The 14883-nt window shown below is 64.1% G+C and carries 13 protein-coding genes and 1 pseudogene; 6 read left to right on the forward strand and 8 right to left on the reverse strand.

Annotated elements, in window-relative coordinates; translation table 11 throughout:
- The first annotated feature begins 47 nt into the window (after positions 1-47).
- Complete coding sequence (gene yciA, locus JGZ97_RS09440; protein WP_207062367.1) at positions 48-446, forward strand: acyl-CoA thioester hydrolase YciA; 399 nt, start codon at positions 48-50, stop codon at positions 444-446.
- Here yciA and JGZ97_RS09445 read toward each other — a convergent pair.
- The 4 genes and pseudogenes from JGZ97_RS09445 to JGZ97_RS09460 form a co-directional block, all read right to left on the reverse strand.
- The gene (locus JGZ97_RS09445) at positions 433-1236 is read right to left on the reverse strand and encodes a fused MFS/spermidine synthase (protein WP_207062368.1); all 804 of its coding nucleotides are present in this window, start codon (positions 1234-1236) and stop codon (positions 433-435) included. The two genes, yciA and JGZ97_RS09445, sit on opposite strands and share 14 nt — an antisense overlap.
- Positions 1237-1390: 154 nt before the next feature.
- Entirely contained in the window at positions 1391-3112 is a 1722-nt protein-coding gene (locus tag JGZ97_RS09450) for an alkaline phosphatase family protein (protein WP_207062369.1), read from the reverse strand.
- 189 nt (positions 3113-3301) lie between these two features.
- A complete protein-coding gene (locus tag JGZ97_RS09455; RefSeq protein WP_242521667.1) occupies positions 3302-3820 on the reverse strand; it encodes a hypothetical protein in 519 nt (172 codons plus the stop codon).
- Positions 3794-4846, reverse strand: a pseudogene (locus tag JGZ97_RS09460) (arylsulfatase); the annotation flags it as partial. The pseudogene JGZ97_RS09460 and the gene JGZ97_RS09455, both read right to left, overlap by 27 nt.
- Before the next feature lie 321 nt (positions 4847-5167).
- On the opposite strand from JGZ97_RS09460, the gene JGZ97_RS09465 reads away from it, so the two are divergent.
- The 3 genes from JGZ97_RS09465 (at position 5168) to JGZ97_RS09475 (ending at position 7095) form a co-directional block, all read left to right on the forward strand.
- The gene (locus JGZ97_RS09465) at positions 5168-5932 is read left to right on the forward strand and encodes a DUF1223 domain-containing protein (protein WP_207062372.1); all 765 of its coding nucleotides are present in this window, start codon (positions 5168-5170) and stop codon (positions 5930-5932) included.
- A gap of 306 nt (positions 5933-6238) precedes the next feature.
- Positions 6239-6712, forward strand: coding sequence for a DUF2489 domain-containing protein (locus tag JGZ97_RS09470; protein ID WP_207062373.1), 474 nt, complete (start codon positions 6239-6241; stop codon positions 6710-6712).
- Between the two features lie 8 nt (positions 6713-6720).
- Positions 6721-7095 (forward strand): hypothetical protein, encoded by a 375-nt coding sequence (locus JGZ97_RS09475; RefSeq protein ID WP_207062374.1) that lies wholly within the window; start codon positions 6721-6723, stop codon positions 7093-7095.
- A gap of 27 nt (positions 7096-7122) precedes the next feature.
- Here the strand turns inward: JGZ97_RS09475 and JGZ97_RS09480 are convergent, their stop codons facing one another.
- The 3 genes from JGZ97_RS09480 to JGZ97_RS09490 all read right to left on the reverse strand — a co-directional run bounded on the left by JGZ97_RS09480 (position 7123) and on the right by JGZ97_RS09490 (position 12095).
- Positions 7123-8766, reverse strand: coding sequence for a methyl-accepting chemotaxis protein (locus JGZ97_RS09480; protein WP_207062375.1), 1644 nt, complete (start codon positions 8764-8766; stop codon positions 7123-7125).
- A gap of 147 nt (positions 8767-8913) precedes the next feature.
- The gene (locus tag JGZ97_RS09485; protein ID WP_207062376.1) at positions 8914-11391 is read right to left on the reverse strand and encodes an ABC transporter permease; all 2478 of its coding nucleotides are present in this window, start codon (positions 11389-11391) and stop codon (positions 8914-8916) included.
- On the reverse strand, positions 11388-12095 hold the full coding sequence (locus tag JGZ97_RS09490) for an ABC transporter ATP-binding protein (RefSeq protein ID WP_207062377.1): 708 nt from the start codon (positions 12093-12095) through the stop codon (positions 11388-11390). The genes JGZ97_RS09485 and JGZ97_RS09490 overlap by 4 nt, the downstream gene beginning before the upstream one ends.
- Here JGZ97_RS09490 and JGZ97_RS09495 point away from each other — a divergent pair.
- Positions 12083-12697 (forward strand): arylesterase, encoded by a 615-nt coding sequence (locus JGZ97_RS09495; protein WP_207062378.1) that lies wholly within the window; start codon positions 12083-12085, stop codon positions 12695-12697. The two genes, JGZ97_RS09490 and JGZ97_RS09495, sit on opposite strands and share 13 nt — an antisense overlap.
- Before the next feature lie 11 nt (positions 12698-12708).
- Here the strand turns inward: JGZ97_RS09495 and ilvY are convergent, their stop codons facing one another.
- Positions 12709-13593 carry an HTH-type transcriptional activator IlvY gene (ilvY, locus tag JGZ97_RS09500; protein ID WP_207062379.1) on the reverse strand — a complete coding sequence of 295 codons (885 nt, stop codon included), beginning with the start codon at positions 13591-13593 and terminating at the stop codon, positions 12709-12711.
- A gap of 153 nt (positions 13594-13746) precedes the next feature.
- Here ilvY and ilvC point away from each other — a divergent pair, with 153 nt between their 5' ends.
- Positions 13747-14763 (forward strand): ketol-acid reductoisomerase, encoded by a 1017-nt coding sequence (gene ilvC, locus JGZ97_RS09505; protein ID WP_207062380.1) that lies wholly within the window; start codon positions 13747-13749, stop codon positions 14761-14763.
- Positions 14764-14883 lie beyond the last annotated feature (120 nt).

The following is a 14883-nucleotide window of genomic DNA, read 5'->3' on the forward strand; positions in this document are numbered from 1 at the left end:
GAGCGCTTCTGTAATAGTAACCAAGAGTTGATGGGAGAGGCAGATAGATGAACACATCCGAGCACGAACCTCAGGGCAGTCTGCTGCTGCGGACCATGGCGATGCCCGCCGACACCAACCCGAACGGGGACATTTTCGGCGGCTGGATCATGTCGCAGATGGATATCGCCGGCGGCATTCTCGCCAAAGAGATCGCCGGTGGGCGGGTGGTGACCGTGGCCGTGGAGGGGATGAAATTTATCAAGCCGGTCAAAGTGGGCGATGTGGTCTGCTGTTACGGCGAATTGCGGCGGGTGGGGAAAACCTCGCTCGCCCTGCAGCTCGAGGTCTGGGTCAATCCGATTCTGCGCAGTAACCAGTCGCACCGCTTCAAGGTCACCGAGGCGGCATTTTTCTATGTCGCCATTGACGACACCGGGGCCAAGCGGGTCATCAGCCCGCCCTGAGCCCAGCTTCGGGCGAGCAGCGAAGCGGCGGGGCAACGCCGTTTAAGCCAAGTGAGCCCTCCACAAGCTGAAACTGCCCTTCGAGTCGCGTTGCCCGTTCCCTCAGGACCGAAACGGCGGGTGGCTGGCGGTCGCTTGCCAGCACCACCAGGTTGCTCCGTGCCGGCACCGGGAGCACCCGGACCAGGGAAAAGCTCTGTCGCAGCGCGTTAAGCACGGCTGATAACTCGGCGTAGTCCGTGGGCAGCAGGTTGAGGGCGCAGACGCCCCCGGGGGCAAGGCAGCGCTTCAGTTGGCGGTGGAAACTGGCCGTCGACAGGCAGTCTGGATGCGAGGCCCCCTGGTGAATGTCGCAGAAGATGATCTCGTGGCGCAGGCGGTGGCGCGCGAGAAACCGGGCCCCCTCGTCGACGAATACCGCCTGGTGGGCGGGCAGGTGGAAAAACCGCCGCGCCAGTTCCACGACGGTGCGGTCCGTTTCCACGGACGTGATCCGTAACTGTGGTAGCGCGTGTGCAAAAAAACGCTCAAAGCTGCCGCCGCCAAGGCCGAGATTGAGCAGACGGCGAGGCGCGGGCTGCAGTAAAAACGCGTTGAGCATGGTTCGGCTGTAGGGCGGGATCAGCCGGTGCGGCATCTGCAGGTCGATAATGGCCTGGACGTCGTGCCTGGCGAAGTGGAGCCAGCGCAGCCCGTCACCCTCGCGAACTTGGAGGTGCTTGCCCGGGCGGCGTTGCTGCCAGATCAGGGTGCCGCGCGAGTGCTGTATGACGGGGGCTGGAGCGTGCATGGATGCCGTTTTGCCAGAGGTGGATGTGTTTGTGTGGCTCTACGCGGCCCTAGAGTCGCATAGGCTCGGAATCAACGGTGACCGTGAACAACGACTGCAGCTGGATGACGTGCCAACTGTGCAGGCACGCCATCGTCCTGAACGTGAAAAACCGTTACTCCAATACTTCGGCCAGAATATTACCAAAAGCGCCGGAAGGGGCTTTGATACCGATTAGTGCAGATAAGGTTTTTGCCACATCAACCGTGTGGACCGCTCGCGTAACCACCTGCCCCTTGATGCCCTTGCCAACAAATACCACAGGTACGTGACTGTCGTATGACCACGGGGAGCCGTGTGTCGATGCCACCTCTAAACCGTCAAAATCATTGAGAAACCAGTTAGGCTCGAAAACAACATACACGTCGCCTGAGCGCGGTGCATAGAAGTTGTTCAATACCGCCCGATGTATTCGCCCCGCAGCCACCCGATTTGCCATCAGGTCTTTGCTGGATACGGCTAACCGAATGCCCTTGAGGTTCTGCAGCTCCTTGGCGATGGCCTGTTCAAGGCGGGCCTGCTCGGCATCGCTACTCTGTCGAGCATCTGGCGATAGGTACACATAAGGGTGGCTGTACTTCTCGATCAAACTCCCCCTGATCTCAAACTGCTGCTTGATGCGTTCTATGGCCGCTTCTTTTTCCCAGGCGGATGGATCAACGTATTCAGCGGGTATCCCCTTCGACTTCAAATAGCCAGGCGTATCAGGGCCCCCGTGGTCTGCACTCAGTACCAGGAGCACGTTATCCAGCCCCACTTCTTGATCGAGACTTGCCAGCAGGTCAGCCAGCACACCATCAAGCCGCAGCAGGTTATCTTCTTGTTCTAGGCTGGAGGGGCCGAACAAATGTCCGACATAGTCCGTCGAGGAGAAGCTGACGCTCAGATAGTCGGTAACATCATCCTTGCCCAAGGCTTCGTGAATAATCAGCTCCTGGGCGAACGACAGGGTGAGTGCGTCACCGGCAGGGCTGGTTGTGAGCAGGGTCGTAAAATACTTACCGTCTGCGTCGCCGTAGGCATGGGGAAATGTCCTGCCGAAACCCGCCAGGTCTGTCTCCCACTCCCGGTCATCGGACTGCCCGTAAAGGTAGGTGCTTCGGTCTTTTAACAGCGTCCACTCGGTATTTGCATACCCTTCGGGCAAGGCTTTTGAGTTCCAATTCGTAACCCACTCGGGGTAGGCATTGTAGTAATACGTACTGGTAACAAACTGGCCCAGGGCTTTAGAAAACCAGAACGCTTTACCACCGTGTCCCGCCATGGCGACGGCCCCGCGGTCCTTAATCGACACACCAAACACCTTGGCCTTGCCATCCGTGGCTGCGAGCAGTTCATCGCTAAAGGTCGATGACAGGATCGCGCGAGGCGAGCGCCCGTCTGCTTTGGCCGCTTTCTGGGTCGGATCAATTTCGGTTGCCTCATCGACATCCGCGTTGGCGCATAACAGGCGGTAATCCGGATCTTCAATGTTGTACACGGTTTGACCCGTTTTGCGATCAAACCAGAGGTTGCCAACCATCCCGTGGACGGCAGGTTGTGCCCCGGTGGCAAGCGTCGCATGGCCAACGATGGTTTCCGTGTTGGCGTGTGCATGGTGGGCATCGGCATAGACCGTGCCGTTGCCTAAAAAGTAGTTGAATCCATTTTTTCCAAATCGATCGGCGTATCGGTGAAGCAGGTCGGCCCTAAGCTGATCGACGGTAACCTGGACGATCAGTCTGGGCGTTTCCGATGCGACGGCGGTATCAGGGATGAGCGAGGTAGCAGTCGCAATCGACAGGAAAAACGCAGTGGGCAAACGCCGCCTTAATGGGGCCGTCGGTGGATAATCCATTCGAGCACCTGAGAGATCGGTTGAACTGCGCTTGAAGCCAGGCAGGCACCGAAGGGCCGAGAACCCACAGGGGCAGCCCGGAGACCCGGCGCTGACTTCGCTTTGAAGGTCGAACGCATTGATTAGCCTCTGAGCCAAGAGCTGGCGAGAGGGGGATGTGCCCCCTCGCCATGCTCGAGAGGTCCAGGGTTAATGCGCCTGGGGCTGCATTTTTTGCATGACCTTATCCAGTGAGAAACTCGCCGCTTCCTGGCGTGGGGGGAACTCCTTGAATGACTGCAGGAACTCGGCGACATAGGCCTGCGCAGGGACCAGCATATAGACCCGATCGAGCGCCCAGTCGAAGTAAGTGTTGGAAGTGATGCTGGCCCGCTCGTAGGGGTCGCGGCGCAGGTTCTCAATCAACGGTACACGCAGGGGGATGAAGGGCTCCATCCAGACCCGGAACGTACCCGCCGCCTTCTGCTCCATGAAGATGATCTTCCAGTCGCCGTAGCGTAACGCGGTCAGGTCGCCATCGTCGGAGAAGTAGAAGATCTCCTTGCGCGGGCTGGGAACGTTATCCGGGTTCTTCAGGTGCTCGGTCAGGTCGTAACCGTCAAGGTGAACTTTGTAGCTGCGACCAATGGCCTTGACGCCGCCCTTTTTGAGCTGCTCTTTGACGTTCTCTGCGCCGGCCGCCGCCAGGAAGGTCGGCAGCCAGTCCATATGATGAACGATACCGTTACTGACCGACCCCGGCTGGATCACGCCGGGCCAGCGGACCACAGCGGGTACCCGCCAGCCGCCTTCCCAGTTGGTGTTCTTCTCACCGCGGAACGGGGTGGCCGCGGCATCGGGCTAGGTGTTGTAGTGCGGGCCGTTGTCGGTGGAGTAGTGCACGATGGTGTTGTCGGCAATGCCCAGCTCATCCAGCAGATCGAGGAACTTGCCGATGTGCATGTCGTGCTCGACCATGCCGTCCGCGTACTCATCCTGGCCACTGATCCCGCGCAGTTCATCCTTCACGTGGGTGCGAAAGTGCATGCGGGTGCCGCTCCACCAGACGAACCAGGGCTTTCCCGCCTCGTGCTGCGCCCGAATGAAGGCAACCGCGGCGTCGGAGCTTTCATCGTCGATGGTTTCCATCCGCTTCTTGGTCAGCGGGCCGGTATCCTCGATCTTGCCGTCGGCGGTGGAGTGAATCACCCCGCGAGGGCCAAACTTCTCCTTGAACTCCGGGTTTTTGGGGTAGTCCTCGTTCTCCGGCTCCTCTTCGGCGTTGAGGTGGTACAGGTTACCGAAGAACTCGTCGAACCCGTGGTTGGTGGGCAGGTGTTCGTCGAGGTCGCCCAGGTGGTTCTTGCCGAACTGGCCGGTGGCGTAACCCTGGGCCTTCAACAGGGCGGCAATGGTTGGGTCTTCGACCTGCATGCCTTCCTTCGCGCCGGGCAGGCCGACCTTGGACAGGCCGGTGCGGAACACGCTTTGACCGGTGATAAATGACGAGCGGCCCGCGGTGCAGGACTGTTCGCCGTAGTAGTCGGTGAACAAGATGCCTTCATTGGCGATACGGTCAATGTTGGGGGTTTTGTAACCCACCAAGCCGCGTGTATAGGCGCTGATATTGCTTTGCCCAATATCATCGCCCCAGACCACCAGAATGTTGGGTTGTTGTGCGGCCTGAGCCGCGCTGGTTAAGAGCGCTAACAGGGTTGTCAGGCAGAGCAGTTTTAGACGGGTTCGGAATATCATGATGAAACTCCCTTTCTTTGTTAGTGGAGTTCCCTCTGACGACAGGACGAAAGGGGTGGAGAGCTAATTTTAGATCAGCCTTTTGGGAGCTGGGGTTATATCTCGTCCGCTGATCACCTGCTGTCTGCCGGCTTTCGGCAGATAGCCGAAGTTTTCCCTGAGGTCGCGAACCGTCCCATGCTAAGGGGCTGGATCGCAGGTTGTCTGAAACGGTCGCAGAGCCGCAGAGGCCCGGAACCAAAGGGGCGCAGGCAAAGACTAAGCGCAGAAGAGTGCTTTTCGGTTTGCCACCAGCCCCTGCCTGCGTGCATGGAAGGAGAAATGCCCACCGCCATGGTTGCCCAGAGGTTTCGCAACGTCGTTGTCGCCATCCCGGTGCTGATGCTAACGCTGCTGGCGAGCGGCTGGGCCGCCGCCGAGCAACGATTCGAGGCCCGGGGACGCCCCCCCTTGTTGGTGGAACTCTATACCTCCGAAGGGTGTTCCAGCTGCCCCCCCGCCGATGCACGTTTGGCGCAGTTGCTCGATGCTCCGGGGCTTTGGCGTGAACATATCCCCCTGGCCTTTCACGTCGACTACTGGGACTACCTCGGCTGGAAAGACCGCTTCGCCCAGCCTGGTTTTGCCGAGCGCCAGCGCCAGCTGCGCCGGGCGGGGCGCCTGGGGGCCGTCTATACACCGGGTTGGGTGGTTAACGGCCGCGAGTGGAGGGGATTCAGGGCCCGGGAGCCTCTGCCGGAAAGGGCCCGCGCCGACGGCGGCGTTCTGCAGGCGACCGTCGAGGGACACCGGGTGCGGGTCAGCTATCGGTCGCCGGACGGGCATGGCCGGCCCTGGGTTGCGCACCTGGCCCTGCTCGGATTCGACTATTTCACCGAGGTTGCCAAGGGTGAGAACCGTGGCAAACGCCTGCCCCACCAGTTCGTCGTACTGCACAAACAGCGGGCGCGGGGCAAAGGGGACTGGGACTTCGCATTACCGCCGCTGGCTCAGGATGGGCGTCATGCGCTGGCGGTTTGGGTGAGCGAGGGGGACTACGGGGAGCCGCGCCAGGCCCTTGGGGGGTGGCTCGCGAAAGGGGGGTGAGGTTTCTTCCTGGGATGGGAAGAATGGTGCGCGGGCAAAAAAAAAAGAGCCCATCAGCGTCCTGCTGCTGGGCCCATTTGTGTCGTCCTGACAGGCTCCGTCCTGGAAAGGGCTGCGCTCCCTGCGGCCTTCAACTCCCTCTGCCCTCCTGGTTCATTGTCAGTATGACGGTTGCACCCATCGGCCTCCATAGGAAAATATCCTATTTTGCTGCGATGCCGCACGCGGGCCTTGGATGTCACAGCAGCTGCCTTCAGAGGGGCGCGGCGGTACAATGGCGGCCCACCAACCAAGAGGAGTATAGGGGTGAGCGAAAATGTTCAGTGGCTGTTGATTCTGCTGGGGCTGGCGGTGATCGCCGGGCTGCTCTGGGTGATCCGTTGGCAGTTGAAGACCCAGCGGGAGGCGCGGCGGGCCCATGAGCAGCTGCTGGCCGAGCACAAGGCCAAGGCCCAGGAGCAGCGCGATTACCTGGAGGAAAGCGTCAAGGTGATCGCCCTGTCGATGCAGGATGAGCAGTGCGAGCTGGCCGAGGGCTGCATTCGGCTGAAGCGGCTGCTGGACCACCTGGCGCCTTACCTGCACGAACATGAGGACTTCGCCATTATCAACCGCATGTTCGAAGCCACCCGCCATATGCCGATCCTGGAGGAGTGGAAGAAGCTGAAAATCAAGCGCCGCATGGAGCTGACGCTGGAGCGCGAGGCCCTGGAGAAGGAGCACCGCGAGGCGATCCTGGCGGCGGCGCAGAAACTGGCCAGTTATCGCTTCGGGCAGTAACCGTCACCGTGGAGCTGCTGGTCACCTTCCTCTTGTCGCTGGCGTTGATCGCCGGCGTGCTCTGGGTGCTGACCCGCAGCCGCGCCCCGGCCTACCGGCCGACCCGCCAGCAGGTGCTGGCCCTGCTAGACGGGGTGCAGGACAAGGGCACCTCGAGCGAGCAGTGGGATATGTTTGTCTCGCTGCCCATTCACCACGATCCGCCCCTGGACGCAATTCGCAGGCGTTGCGTGGCATTGAGCGAAGGCGATGCTGAGCGTGCGCCCGCCCGATCTGGCATCGGCGGCTACCTGTTTGACCGGGAAGGGCGGGCCCAGGTCGCGGCCTGCGCCGAGGCGCTGCGTCAGCTGATCGCCAGCGAGCCGGCGCAGCGGGAGTTCTAGGGTGACACCGGCTTTATCTCGCCACCCTCATCTCGCACTCTCTTCCAGCTCGAAATGATCCACCAGCCGCTGCAGCTCGGCGGCCAGCTCGCCGAGGTGCTCGATGGCGGTTGCGACCCGGCTGGAGTTGGCAGCCGACTCGTCGGCCACGGCGCTGATGCCCACCAGGCTGCGGTTGATTTCCCCCACCACCTGGTGTTGCTGCTCGGCCGCGGTGGCGTTGTGGGAGTTAAGTTCGTCGATCCGGGTCAGTGCCTGGGTGATCTGTTGCAGTACCTCGGTGGTACGGGTAGTGTCGGCCATGCTCTGCTGGGCCCGCTCCGCGCTGCGGCTCATCAGCTCGGCAGAGCCCTGGGTGCGGGCCTGCAGCGCCTCGATCATCGCCTGAATCTCGCCGGTGGAGTCCTGGGTACGGGCGGCCAGGGCCCGGATCTCGTCCGCCACCACGGCAAAGCCCCGGCCCTGTTCGCCGGCCCGGGCGGCTTCGATGGCGGCGTTCAGGGCCAGCAGGTTGGTCTGATCGGCGATATTCCGGATCACCTCCACCACCTGCCCGATACTCTCGCTCTGGGCTTGCAGGGCGCCGGCTTCCTCGGCGGCGCGGTGCATCTCTTCTGCCAGCTGGCGGGTGCTGGCCACCGAGGTCTCCACCTGGCGCTGTCCGGCCTGGGCCTGGCGGTGCGCATCCTGGGCGAGTTCCGCCGCATGACTTACGTTGCTGGCCACCTCGCGGGCGGTCTGGTCCATCTCGGTGACGGCGGTCACCACCTGGTCGGTTTCGCGGTGCTGACGGGAGGTGCCGTCGAGGGTCACCTGGGCTGCCTCCGACAGCTCCCGTGCTTCGTGGGTCAGGCGTCCCGAGGCCTGGCTCACCTGGCGAATGCTGCCGTTGAAGGCTTCCATCATGCGATTGAAGCGCTCGGCTACCGCCCCCAGCTCGTCCTGCCGACTGAAGGGAATGCGCAGGGTAAGGTCGCGGTTGGCCTCGACCTGGGTCAGGGTGCGGGCCACGGTGCCCAGGGGCCGGGTCACCAGCTTGCGCAGGATCAGGCTGATCAGCACTAGCCCGGCGACCAGCAGGGCGGTGGTGATGCCGAGGTTGGTCCACAGCTGCCGGTTGATGCGGGCGTCGAACGCTTTCAGGGAGTAATCCAGGCGTACCGCGCCCAGCAGGGCGCCCTCCTCGACCCCGTGGCAGCCCAGGCAGTTGGTGCCCTTGTAATCGGATGAGGCCTTGAGGGGCAGCAGCACGCTGAGGCGGCGCCCGTCCGGGGTCCGGGTGATGGCTTCGAAGGCCTCACCGGTCAGGGCCTTTTGGTCCAGGGCGTCGCGGGGCGCGTTGTGCTCGGCGCCGGGGCCGTACAGCTGACGCACCGCCTCGGCCCGCAGAATGCGGGCGTCCTGCACCGACTCGGCGGCGCTGATCTTGGCGCGGGCGATCCCCTGCTCCGCCATCTTGCCGGTCAGCATCAGGGTGTTGACGTTGTCGAAATAGGCGTTGGCCAGGGCCCGGGCCTGGTCGCCGGCCATGGTCTCGACCATCGCCCGCTGGGTGTGAAATTGGTAGAGGCTGGAGACGGCGAGCAGAACGAGAAACAGTGCGATGAGGGCCACATCGATTTTGAACCCGATCGACGCACCCTTGCGGTGGCGGAGGGATGCCTGTGTCATAACAAGTTACCTGACCTGGCTGGCGCTGCGGAGAAACCGTAAAAAAGTGGGGGATTGTGCCCGATGGGCCTTCGCTTCGACAATGGCAGGCGGGGCGGGTTCTGCGCGAAAACAGGACGAAACTGATCTAAGTTAAATGTTCGTCGATCAGTGCTCGCGCAGCACTTTCAGCGGGCTTTGCCGAACCACCCGGCGGGTCCCCAGCAGGCCGGCGCCGCCCACCAGCAGGGCCCCGGCCAGGGGCAGCGCCAGCCAGAGTGCAACGCTGGGTTGGTAGCGCAGCTCCAGCAGCCGGTAGAGCCAGAAGCTGATGCCCTCGACCAGCACCGTGGCCAGCAGCCCCGCCAGTGCCCCGAGCAGGGCAAACTCCAGCCCCTGCAGGCGCCGCAGCAGCGGCCCCTCGGTGCCCAGGGCCCGCATCAGCGCACCGCTGTCCAGGCGCTCGTCGAGGGTGGCGGCGAGGGCGGCGAAGAGTACCGTGAGCCCTGCGGCCAGCACGAACAGCAGCACGTACTCCACCGCCAGCGCGACCTGGTCGATGATGTCGCGAATGTTCGCCAGCAGGCGGTCCACCTCCAGCAGGGTAAGGGTCGGGAAAGCGCGCATCAGGGGGGCGATCTCCGCCTGCCGCTCGGCGGGAAGGTAAAAGCTGGTGATGTAGGTGGCCGGCAGGTCCGCCAGTCCCCCGGGAGGGAAAATGACGTAGAAATTGGGCCGCATCGAGCCCCACTCCAGGCTGCGCACGCTGGTTATCCGGGCCTCGAGCTCGCGTTCGCCAAAGCGAAAACCGAGGCGGTCGCCGACCCCGACCCCGAGATCGGCTGCGAGTCCCTGCTCCAGGGAGATCAGCGGCTGGCCCCGGTCCTGAGGCTGCCACCAGCGGCCCTCGAGGATGCGGTTGTCCGGGGCCAGGGTATCGCTGAAGGTGAGGTTGAGCTCGCGCCGGATGGCGCGTCGGCCCGGCGAGAGGGGGGAGAGCAGGGTGTCGGCGTCCTCGCCGTTGAGCTTACTGAGACGCCCGCGCACCATGGGGTAAAGGCCGCTGTGGGTGATGCCCCGGGCGTCCAGGTGTTCGCGCAGGGGTGCCACCTGCTGGGGTTGGACGTTGATCAGGAAGTAATTGGGGGCGTTCTCCGGCAGCTGTTGCTGCCAGTTGCTCATCAGGTCGTTGCGCACCACCAGGATCAGCGCCATGGCCGCCAGGGTGAGGCCGAAGGCGAGCAGTTGGCCGAGGCTGGCCCGGGGCTGGCGCAGCAGGTTTTTCAGGGCCATGCGCCAGGCCAGGGGGCCGGGTATCCGCGCCGCCAGGCGCAGCAATCCCCAGCCGACCAAGCCCAGCAGCAGGGCGCCGCCGGTACCGCCCAGGGCCAGCAGCAGGGTCAATTGCAGATCGCCGCTGTAGCTCCAGAGTAAACCGAGGATAAGCAGGGCGGCCAGGCCATACACCAGCCAGGCCGAGGGCGGCAGCGGGCTGAGTTCGCGGCGCAGGACCCGCAACGGCGAAACCCGGCTCAGGCGCAGCAGGGGCGGCAGGGCAAAGCCGCCGAGCACCAGCAGGCCGGTGGCGAAGCCGGTCAGCCCCGGCTGCACTCCGGCGGGAGGAAGGGCCGCGGGCAGCAGGCCGCTGAGCAGTTGCACCAGGCCGAACTGAGTCAGCCACCCCAGAGCGACCCCGGCCAGGGCCGCCGCCACGCCGGCCAGCACCAGTTGCAGCGCGAACAGGAACAGGATCTGCCGCTGTGACTGGCCGAAGCAGCGCAGCAGGGCGGCGCTGTCGAAGTGGCGTTCGCTGAAGCGGCGGGCGGTCATCGCTACCGCCACCCCGGCCATGATCACCGCCAGCAGCCCGGCCAGGTTGAGGTAGGTGCGGGCCCGGGAGAGGGTCGCGCCCAGGGAGGGATTTTCCTCGGCGATATCCAGCAGCCGCTGGCTGCTGACCAGTTGCGGCTTGAGCCAGGCGCGAAAGGGCTCCAGCGCCGCGTCGGGGCCGCTGAACAGGTAGCGGTAGCGCAGGCGGCTGCCGGGCTGGATGACCTGGGTGGCCGCCAGGTCCTGCTGGTGCATGAGGGCCCGGGGGCGCAGGCTGAAGAGGCCGCCGCCGCGGTCCGGCTCGTGGGTGAGCACGCCCGCTACCTGTAGTCGGGCGGCGCCCAGCTCGAGCTCATCGCCCACCTCGAGGGCCAGGCTCTGCAGAATCCGCGGCTCCACCCAGAGCGTGCCCGGGGCGGGGCCGCCTGCCCGGGGCTGGCCGGCCTCCCCCGGACCGGCGGCGACCCGGGGCTGCCCCTTGAGGGGGTAGCGGTCATCGACCGCCTTGATGCTGGCCAGCAGCATCTGCTCGCCGTGGATCAGCATGCTGGGAAACTGCAGCTGTTCGCTGTAATTCAGCCCCCGTTGCCGGGCCTGGGCTGCAAGGTCTGCAGGGAAGGGGCGAGCGGTTCGCAGCACCAGGTCGGCGCCGAGAAACTCGGTGGCCTGGCGCAGCAGCGCCCGTTCCACCCGGTCGGTGAAAAAGCCCACCGCGCAGCTCGCCGTCACCGCAATGCACAGGGCGACCAGCAGCAGGCGCAGCTCGCCTCCGCGCCATTCGCGCAGCAGCAGCCGCAGGGCCAGGCGGGCGTTCACGTCAAGGGCCTCAGGGTGCCTTCGCGCAGTTCGAGGCGGCGCTGGCAGCGGCGGGCGAGGTGGCTGTCGTGGGTCACCAGGATCAGGGTGGTGCCCTGCTCGGCGTTGAGTTCAAACAGCAGCTCGATCACCCGTTCGCCGGTGGCCGGGTCCAGGTTGCCGGTAGGTTCATCGGCGAACAGCACCCGCGGGCGGCTGGCAAAGGCCCGGGCGATGGCGACCCGCTGCTGCTCGCCGCCGGAGAGGTGCCGGGGGTAGTGGTCATCGCGCTGGCCCAGGCCGACCCGCTCCAACAGCAGCAGGGCTTCTTCCCGGGCACGGGGCTCATTGGCCAGCTCCAGGGGCAGCATCACGTTCTCCAGCGCGGTGAGCGCGGGGAGCAGCTGAAAGTTCTGGAACACGAAGCCCACAGCGCCGCGGCGGACCCGGGCGCGTTGGTCTTCGTCGAGGTTGTCGATGCGCTGGCCGTCGAGCTCGATCTCCCCGGCGCTGGCGCTGTCGAGCCCGGCCAGCAGTCCCAGCAGGGTGGATTTGCCGCACCCCGAGGCGCCCAGAATCGCCAGGCTCTCCCCCGGGTTGACCACCAGGGAGAGGCCGTTGAGAATAGTCAATTCACCCCGCTGGGTCGGGACCCGCTTGGCCAGCTCCCGTACCCTGAGGATGGCCTGAGAACCTGAAGGAGCCTGTATCGATGCGTCTGGCATGTTTCCTGTTTCTGTTTCTACTGCTGCCGTTGCGTGCAACCGCCAACGAGCTGCTGGTGTTGGGCGATAGTATCAGCGCCGCCTACGGTATGGAACGCGAGGCGGGCTGGGTCAGCCTGCTGCAGGCGCGCCTTGACGCCGAAGGGGTGCCGGTGGAGGTGATCAACGCCAGTATCAGCGGCGAAACCACCTCCGGCGGTCTGACCCGCCTGCCCGGGTTGCTCGAGCGCCACCAGCCCGAGTGGCTGATCCTGGAGCTGGGCGGCAACGACGGCCTGCGCGGCACGCCGCTCAACCTGATCGAGTCCAACCTGGAGGCCCTGGTCGAGCATGCCCGCGCCGCCGGCGCGGGCGTTGTGCTGCTGGGGATGCGCATTCCCCCCAACTACGGCCCGCGCTACGCCGAGGGCTTTTACGACCTCTACGGGCGAATTGCCAAACGCCATGGACTGCCCCTGCAACCGTTTTTTCTTGAAGGTGTCGCGACCCGGCCGCCGCTGATGCAGGACGACGGCATTCACCCTACCGCCGAGGCGCAGCCCCTGCTGCTGGACAACGTCTGGCCCCTGCTGGAACCGCTGTTGACTCCGCCGGCCGGGTAAAGTTTCCCGGCTCAGCCCGGCAGCTGTGACCAGAGGGCTGACAGCAAAGGGCTTTTCAGCTTCTTCTCCTGGGCGAACAGGCCCACCTCGTAGGCCTTGAGCTGGGGGCGCACCGGCAGTTCCCGCACCCGTTCCGCCAGGGGGCTGTTGTCGAGCACGATCTTGGGCACCACGCCCACGCCGAACCCCAGGCTGACCATGCTGACGATGGCTTCGTTGCCCGCCACCTGGGCGTAGATCCGTGGGCGCAGGCCCCGGTCCCGGAACCAGCGGTCGACCCGGCGCCGGGCCAGCCCTTCCTCGGACAGGATCATGGGGACGGCGTCCCAGCGCTCCGCCGCCAGATCGGCTTCGAACGGCGCCGCTTCCCTTTGCTGCTGGCGCGGTGCAATAAACAGCAACGGAGAGGTGGCGATGCGCTTGAACGCCAGCCCCTGGGGCATCTGTTCGGGGCGGGCGGCGATGGAGACATCCTCGTCCCCGGCCTGGACCCGGGGCAGGGCCAGCTCCGGATCGCCGGTGTGCAGCTTGATCTCAATGCGCGGGTGCTCGGCCCGCAGGCGGCTGAGAATCTCGTACAGGAAACTGTAGCTGGCGGTGACCGAGCAGTAGAGGCTGAGCTCCCCCTGCAATTCGCCGGCGTCGGCCTGCAGTTCGTTGCGCAGCAGCTCCCAGTGGTCGAGGGCTTCGCGGGCGTAGGCCTGAAAGCGCAGCCCCGCCCGGGTCAGCGCCACGCTACGGTTATCCCGCTCCACCAGCAGCACCCCCAGCTCGTCCTCCAGCTGCTTGATGGCCCGGCTCAGGGTCGAGGGGCTGATGTGGCAGGCCTGGGCGGCGCGGCCGAAGTGGCGGCTTTCGGCCAGCTGCAGAAACTGTTTCAGGGGGCGGGTATCCATGGGGCTATCTTGCGCGCTCTTGCTCGTGATGTTTCTTTTTCTGCAATGTAATGTTGCGTATATATCATTTTACGCAACGCAAAAGATAGCATAAGGTGACGTCATTGCGCGGTTGCGCCGTGCCTTTACCGATCACCCAGTCAGGATAATAAGATGCAAGTTTATTACGATAAGGATTGTGACCTCTCCATCATCCAGGGCAAAAAAGTAGCCATCATCGGTTACGGCTCCCAGGGCCACGCCCACGCCTGCAACCTGAAGGATTCCGGTGTTGACGTCACCGTTGGCCTACGCGCAGGTTCCGCCTCCGTGGCCAAGGCCGAGGCCCACGGTCTCACCGTCAAGCCGGTAGCCGAAGCGGTTGCGGCCGCCGACGTGGTGATGATCCTGACCCCCGACGAGTTCCAGGGCAAGCTGTACAAGGAAGAGATCGAGCCCAACATCAAGCAGGGCGCGACCCTGGCCTTCGCCCACGGCTTCTCCATCCTTTACAACCAGGTGGAGCCCCGTAAGGACCTGGACGTGATCATGGTCGCCCCCAAGGCCCCCGGCCACACCGTGCGTAACGAGTTCGTCAACGGCGGCGGCATTCCCGACCTGATCGCTATTCACCAGGACGTTTCCGGCAACGCCAAGAACGTCGCGCTCTCCTACGCCATGGGCGTCGGTGGCGGCCGCTCCGGCATCATCGAGACCACCTTCAAGGACGAGACCGAAACCGACCTCTTCGGTGAGCAGGCAGTCCTCTGCGGTGGCGCGGTTGAACTGGTCAAGATGGGCTTCGAGACCCTGACCGAGGCCGGTTACGCCCCCGAGATGGCTTACTTCGAGTGTCTGCACGAGCTCAAGCTGATCGTCGACCTGATGTACGAGGGCGGCATCGCCAACATGAACTACTCCATCTCCAACAATGCCGAGTACGGTGAGTACGTGACCGGCCCCGAGGTGATCAACGAGCAGTCCCGCGAAGCCATGCGCAATGCCCTCAAGCGCATTCAGAGCGGTGAGTACGCCAAGATGTTCATCAGCGAGGGGCAGGCCAACTACCCCAGCATGACCGCCCGTCGTCGTAACAACGCGGCGCACCCGATCGAGCAGACCGGTGAGAAACTGCGGGAGATGATGCCCTGGATTGCGGCCAACAAGATCGTCGACAAGTCCAAGAACTGATTCGACGCACCGCACCCTGAAAAAAGCCGGCAGCCGCCGGCTTTTTTTGGTCTTGCCGATTGGAGTGGGTCATGGAGGCCGCGTTTTTTGAGCGTAAAATATATTCATCTTTCATGGCTT

The organism is Motiliproteus sp. SC1-56 (assembly GCF_017309075.1).
Taxonomy (GTDB): domain Bacteria; phylum Pseudomonadota; class Gammaproteobacteria; order Pseudomonadales; family Balneatricaceae; genus Motiliproteus.

Coding starts and splice junctions, on each gene's coding strand:
- yciA (WP_207062367.1), top strand. CDS start 48: ATGAACACATCCGAGCACGAACCTCAGGGCAGTCTGCTGCTGCGGACC.
- JGZ97_RS09445 (WP_207062368.1), bottom strand. CDS start 1,236: ATGCACGCTCCAGCCCCCGTCATACAGCACTCGCGCGGCACCCTGATC.
- JGZ97_RS09450 (WP_207062369.1), bottom strand. CDS start 3,112: ATGGATTATCCACCGACGGCCCCATTAAGGCGGCGTTTGCCCACTGCG.
- JGZ97_RS09455 (WP_242521667.1), bottom strand. CDS start 3,820: ATGGACTGGCTGCCGACCTTCCTGGCGGCGGCCGGCGCAGAGAACGTC.
- JGZ97_RS09465 (WP_207062372.1), top strand. CDS start 5,168: ATGCCCACCGCCATGGTTGCCCAGAGGTTTCGCAACGTCGTTGTCGCC.
- JGZ97_RS09480 (WP_207062375.1), bottom strand. CDS start 8,766: ATGACACAGGCATCCCTCCGCCACCGCAAGGGTGCGTCGATCGGGTTC.
- JGZ97_RS09495 (WP_207062378.1), top strand. CDS start 12,083: ATGCGTCTGGCATGTTTCCTGTTTCTGTTTCTACTGCTGCCGTTGCGT.
- JGZ97_RS09490 (WP_207062377.1), bottom strand. CDS start 12,095: ATGCCAGACGCATCGATACAGGCTCCTTCAGGTTCTCAGGCCATCCTC.
- ilvY (WP_207062379.1), bottom strand. CDS start 13,593: ATGGATACCCGCCCCCTGAAACAGTTTCTGCAGCTGGCCGAAAGCCGC.
- ilvC (WP_207062380.1), top strand. CDS start 13,747: ATGCAAGTTTATTACGATAAGGATTGTGACCTCTCCATCATCCAGGGC.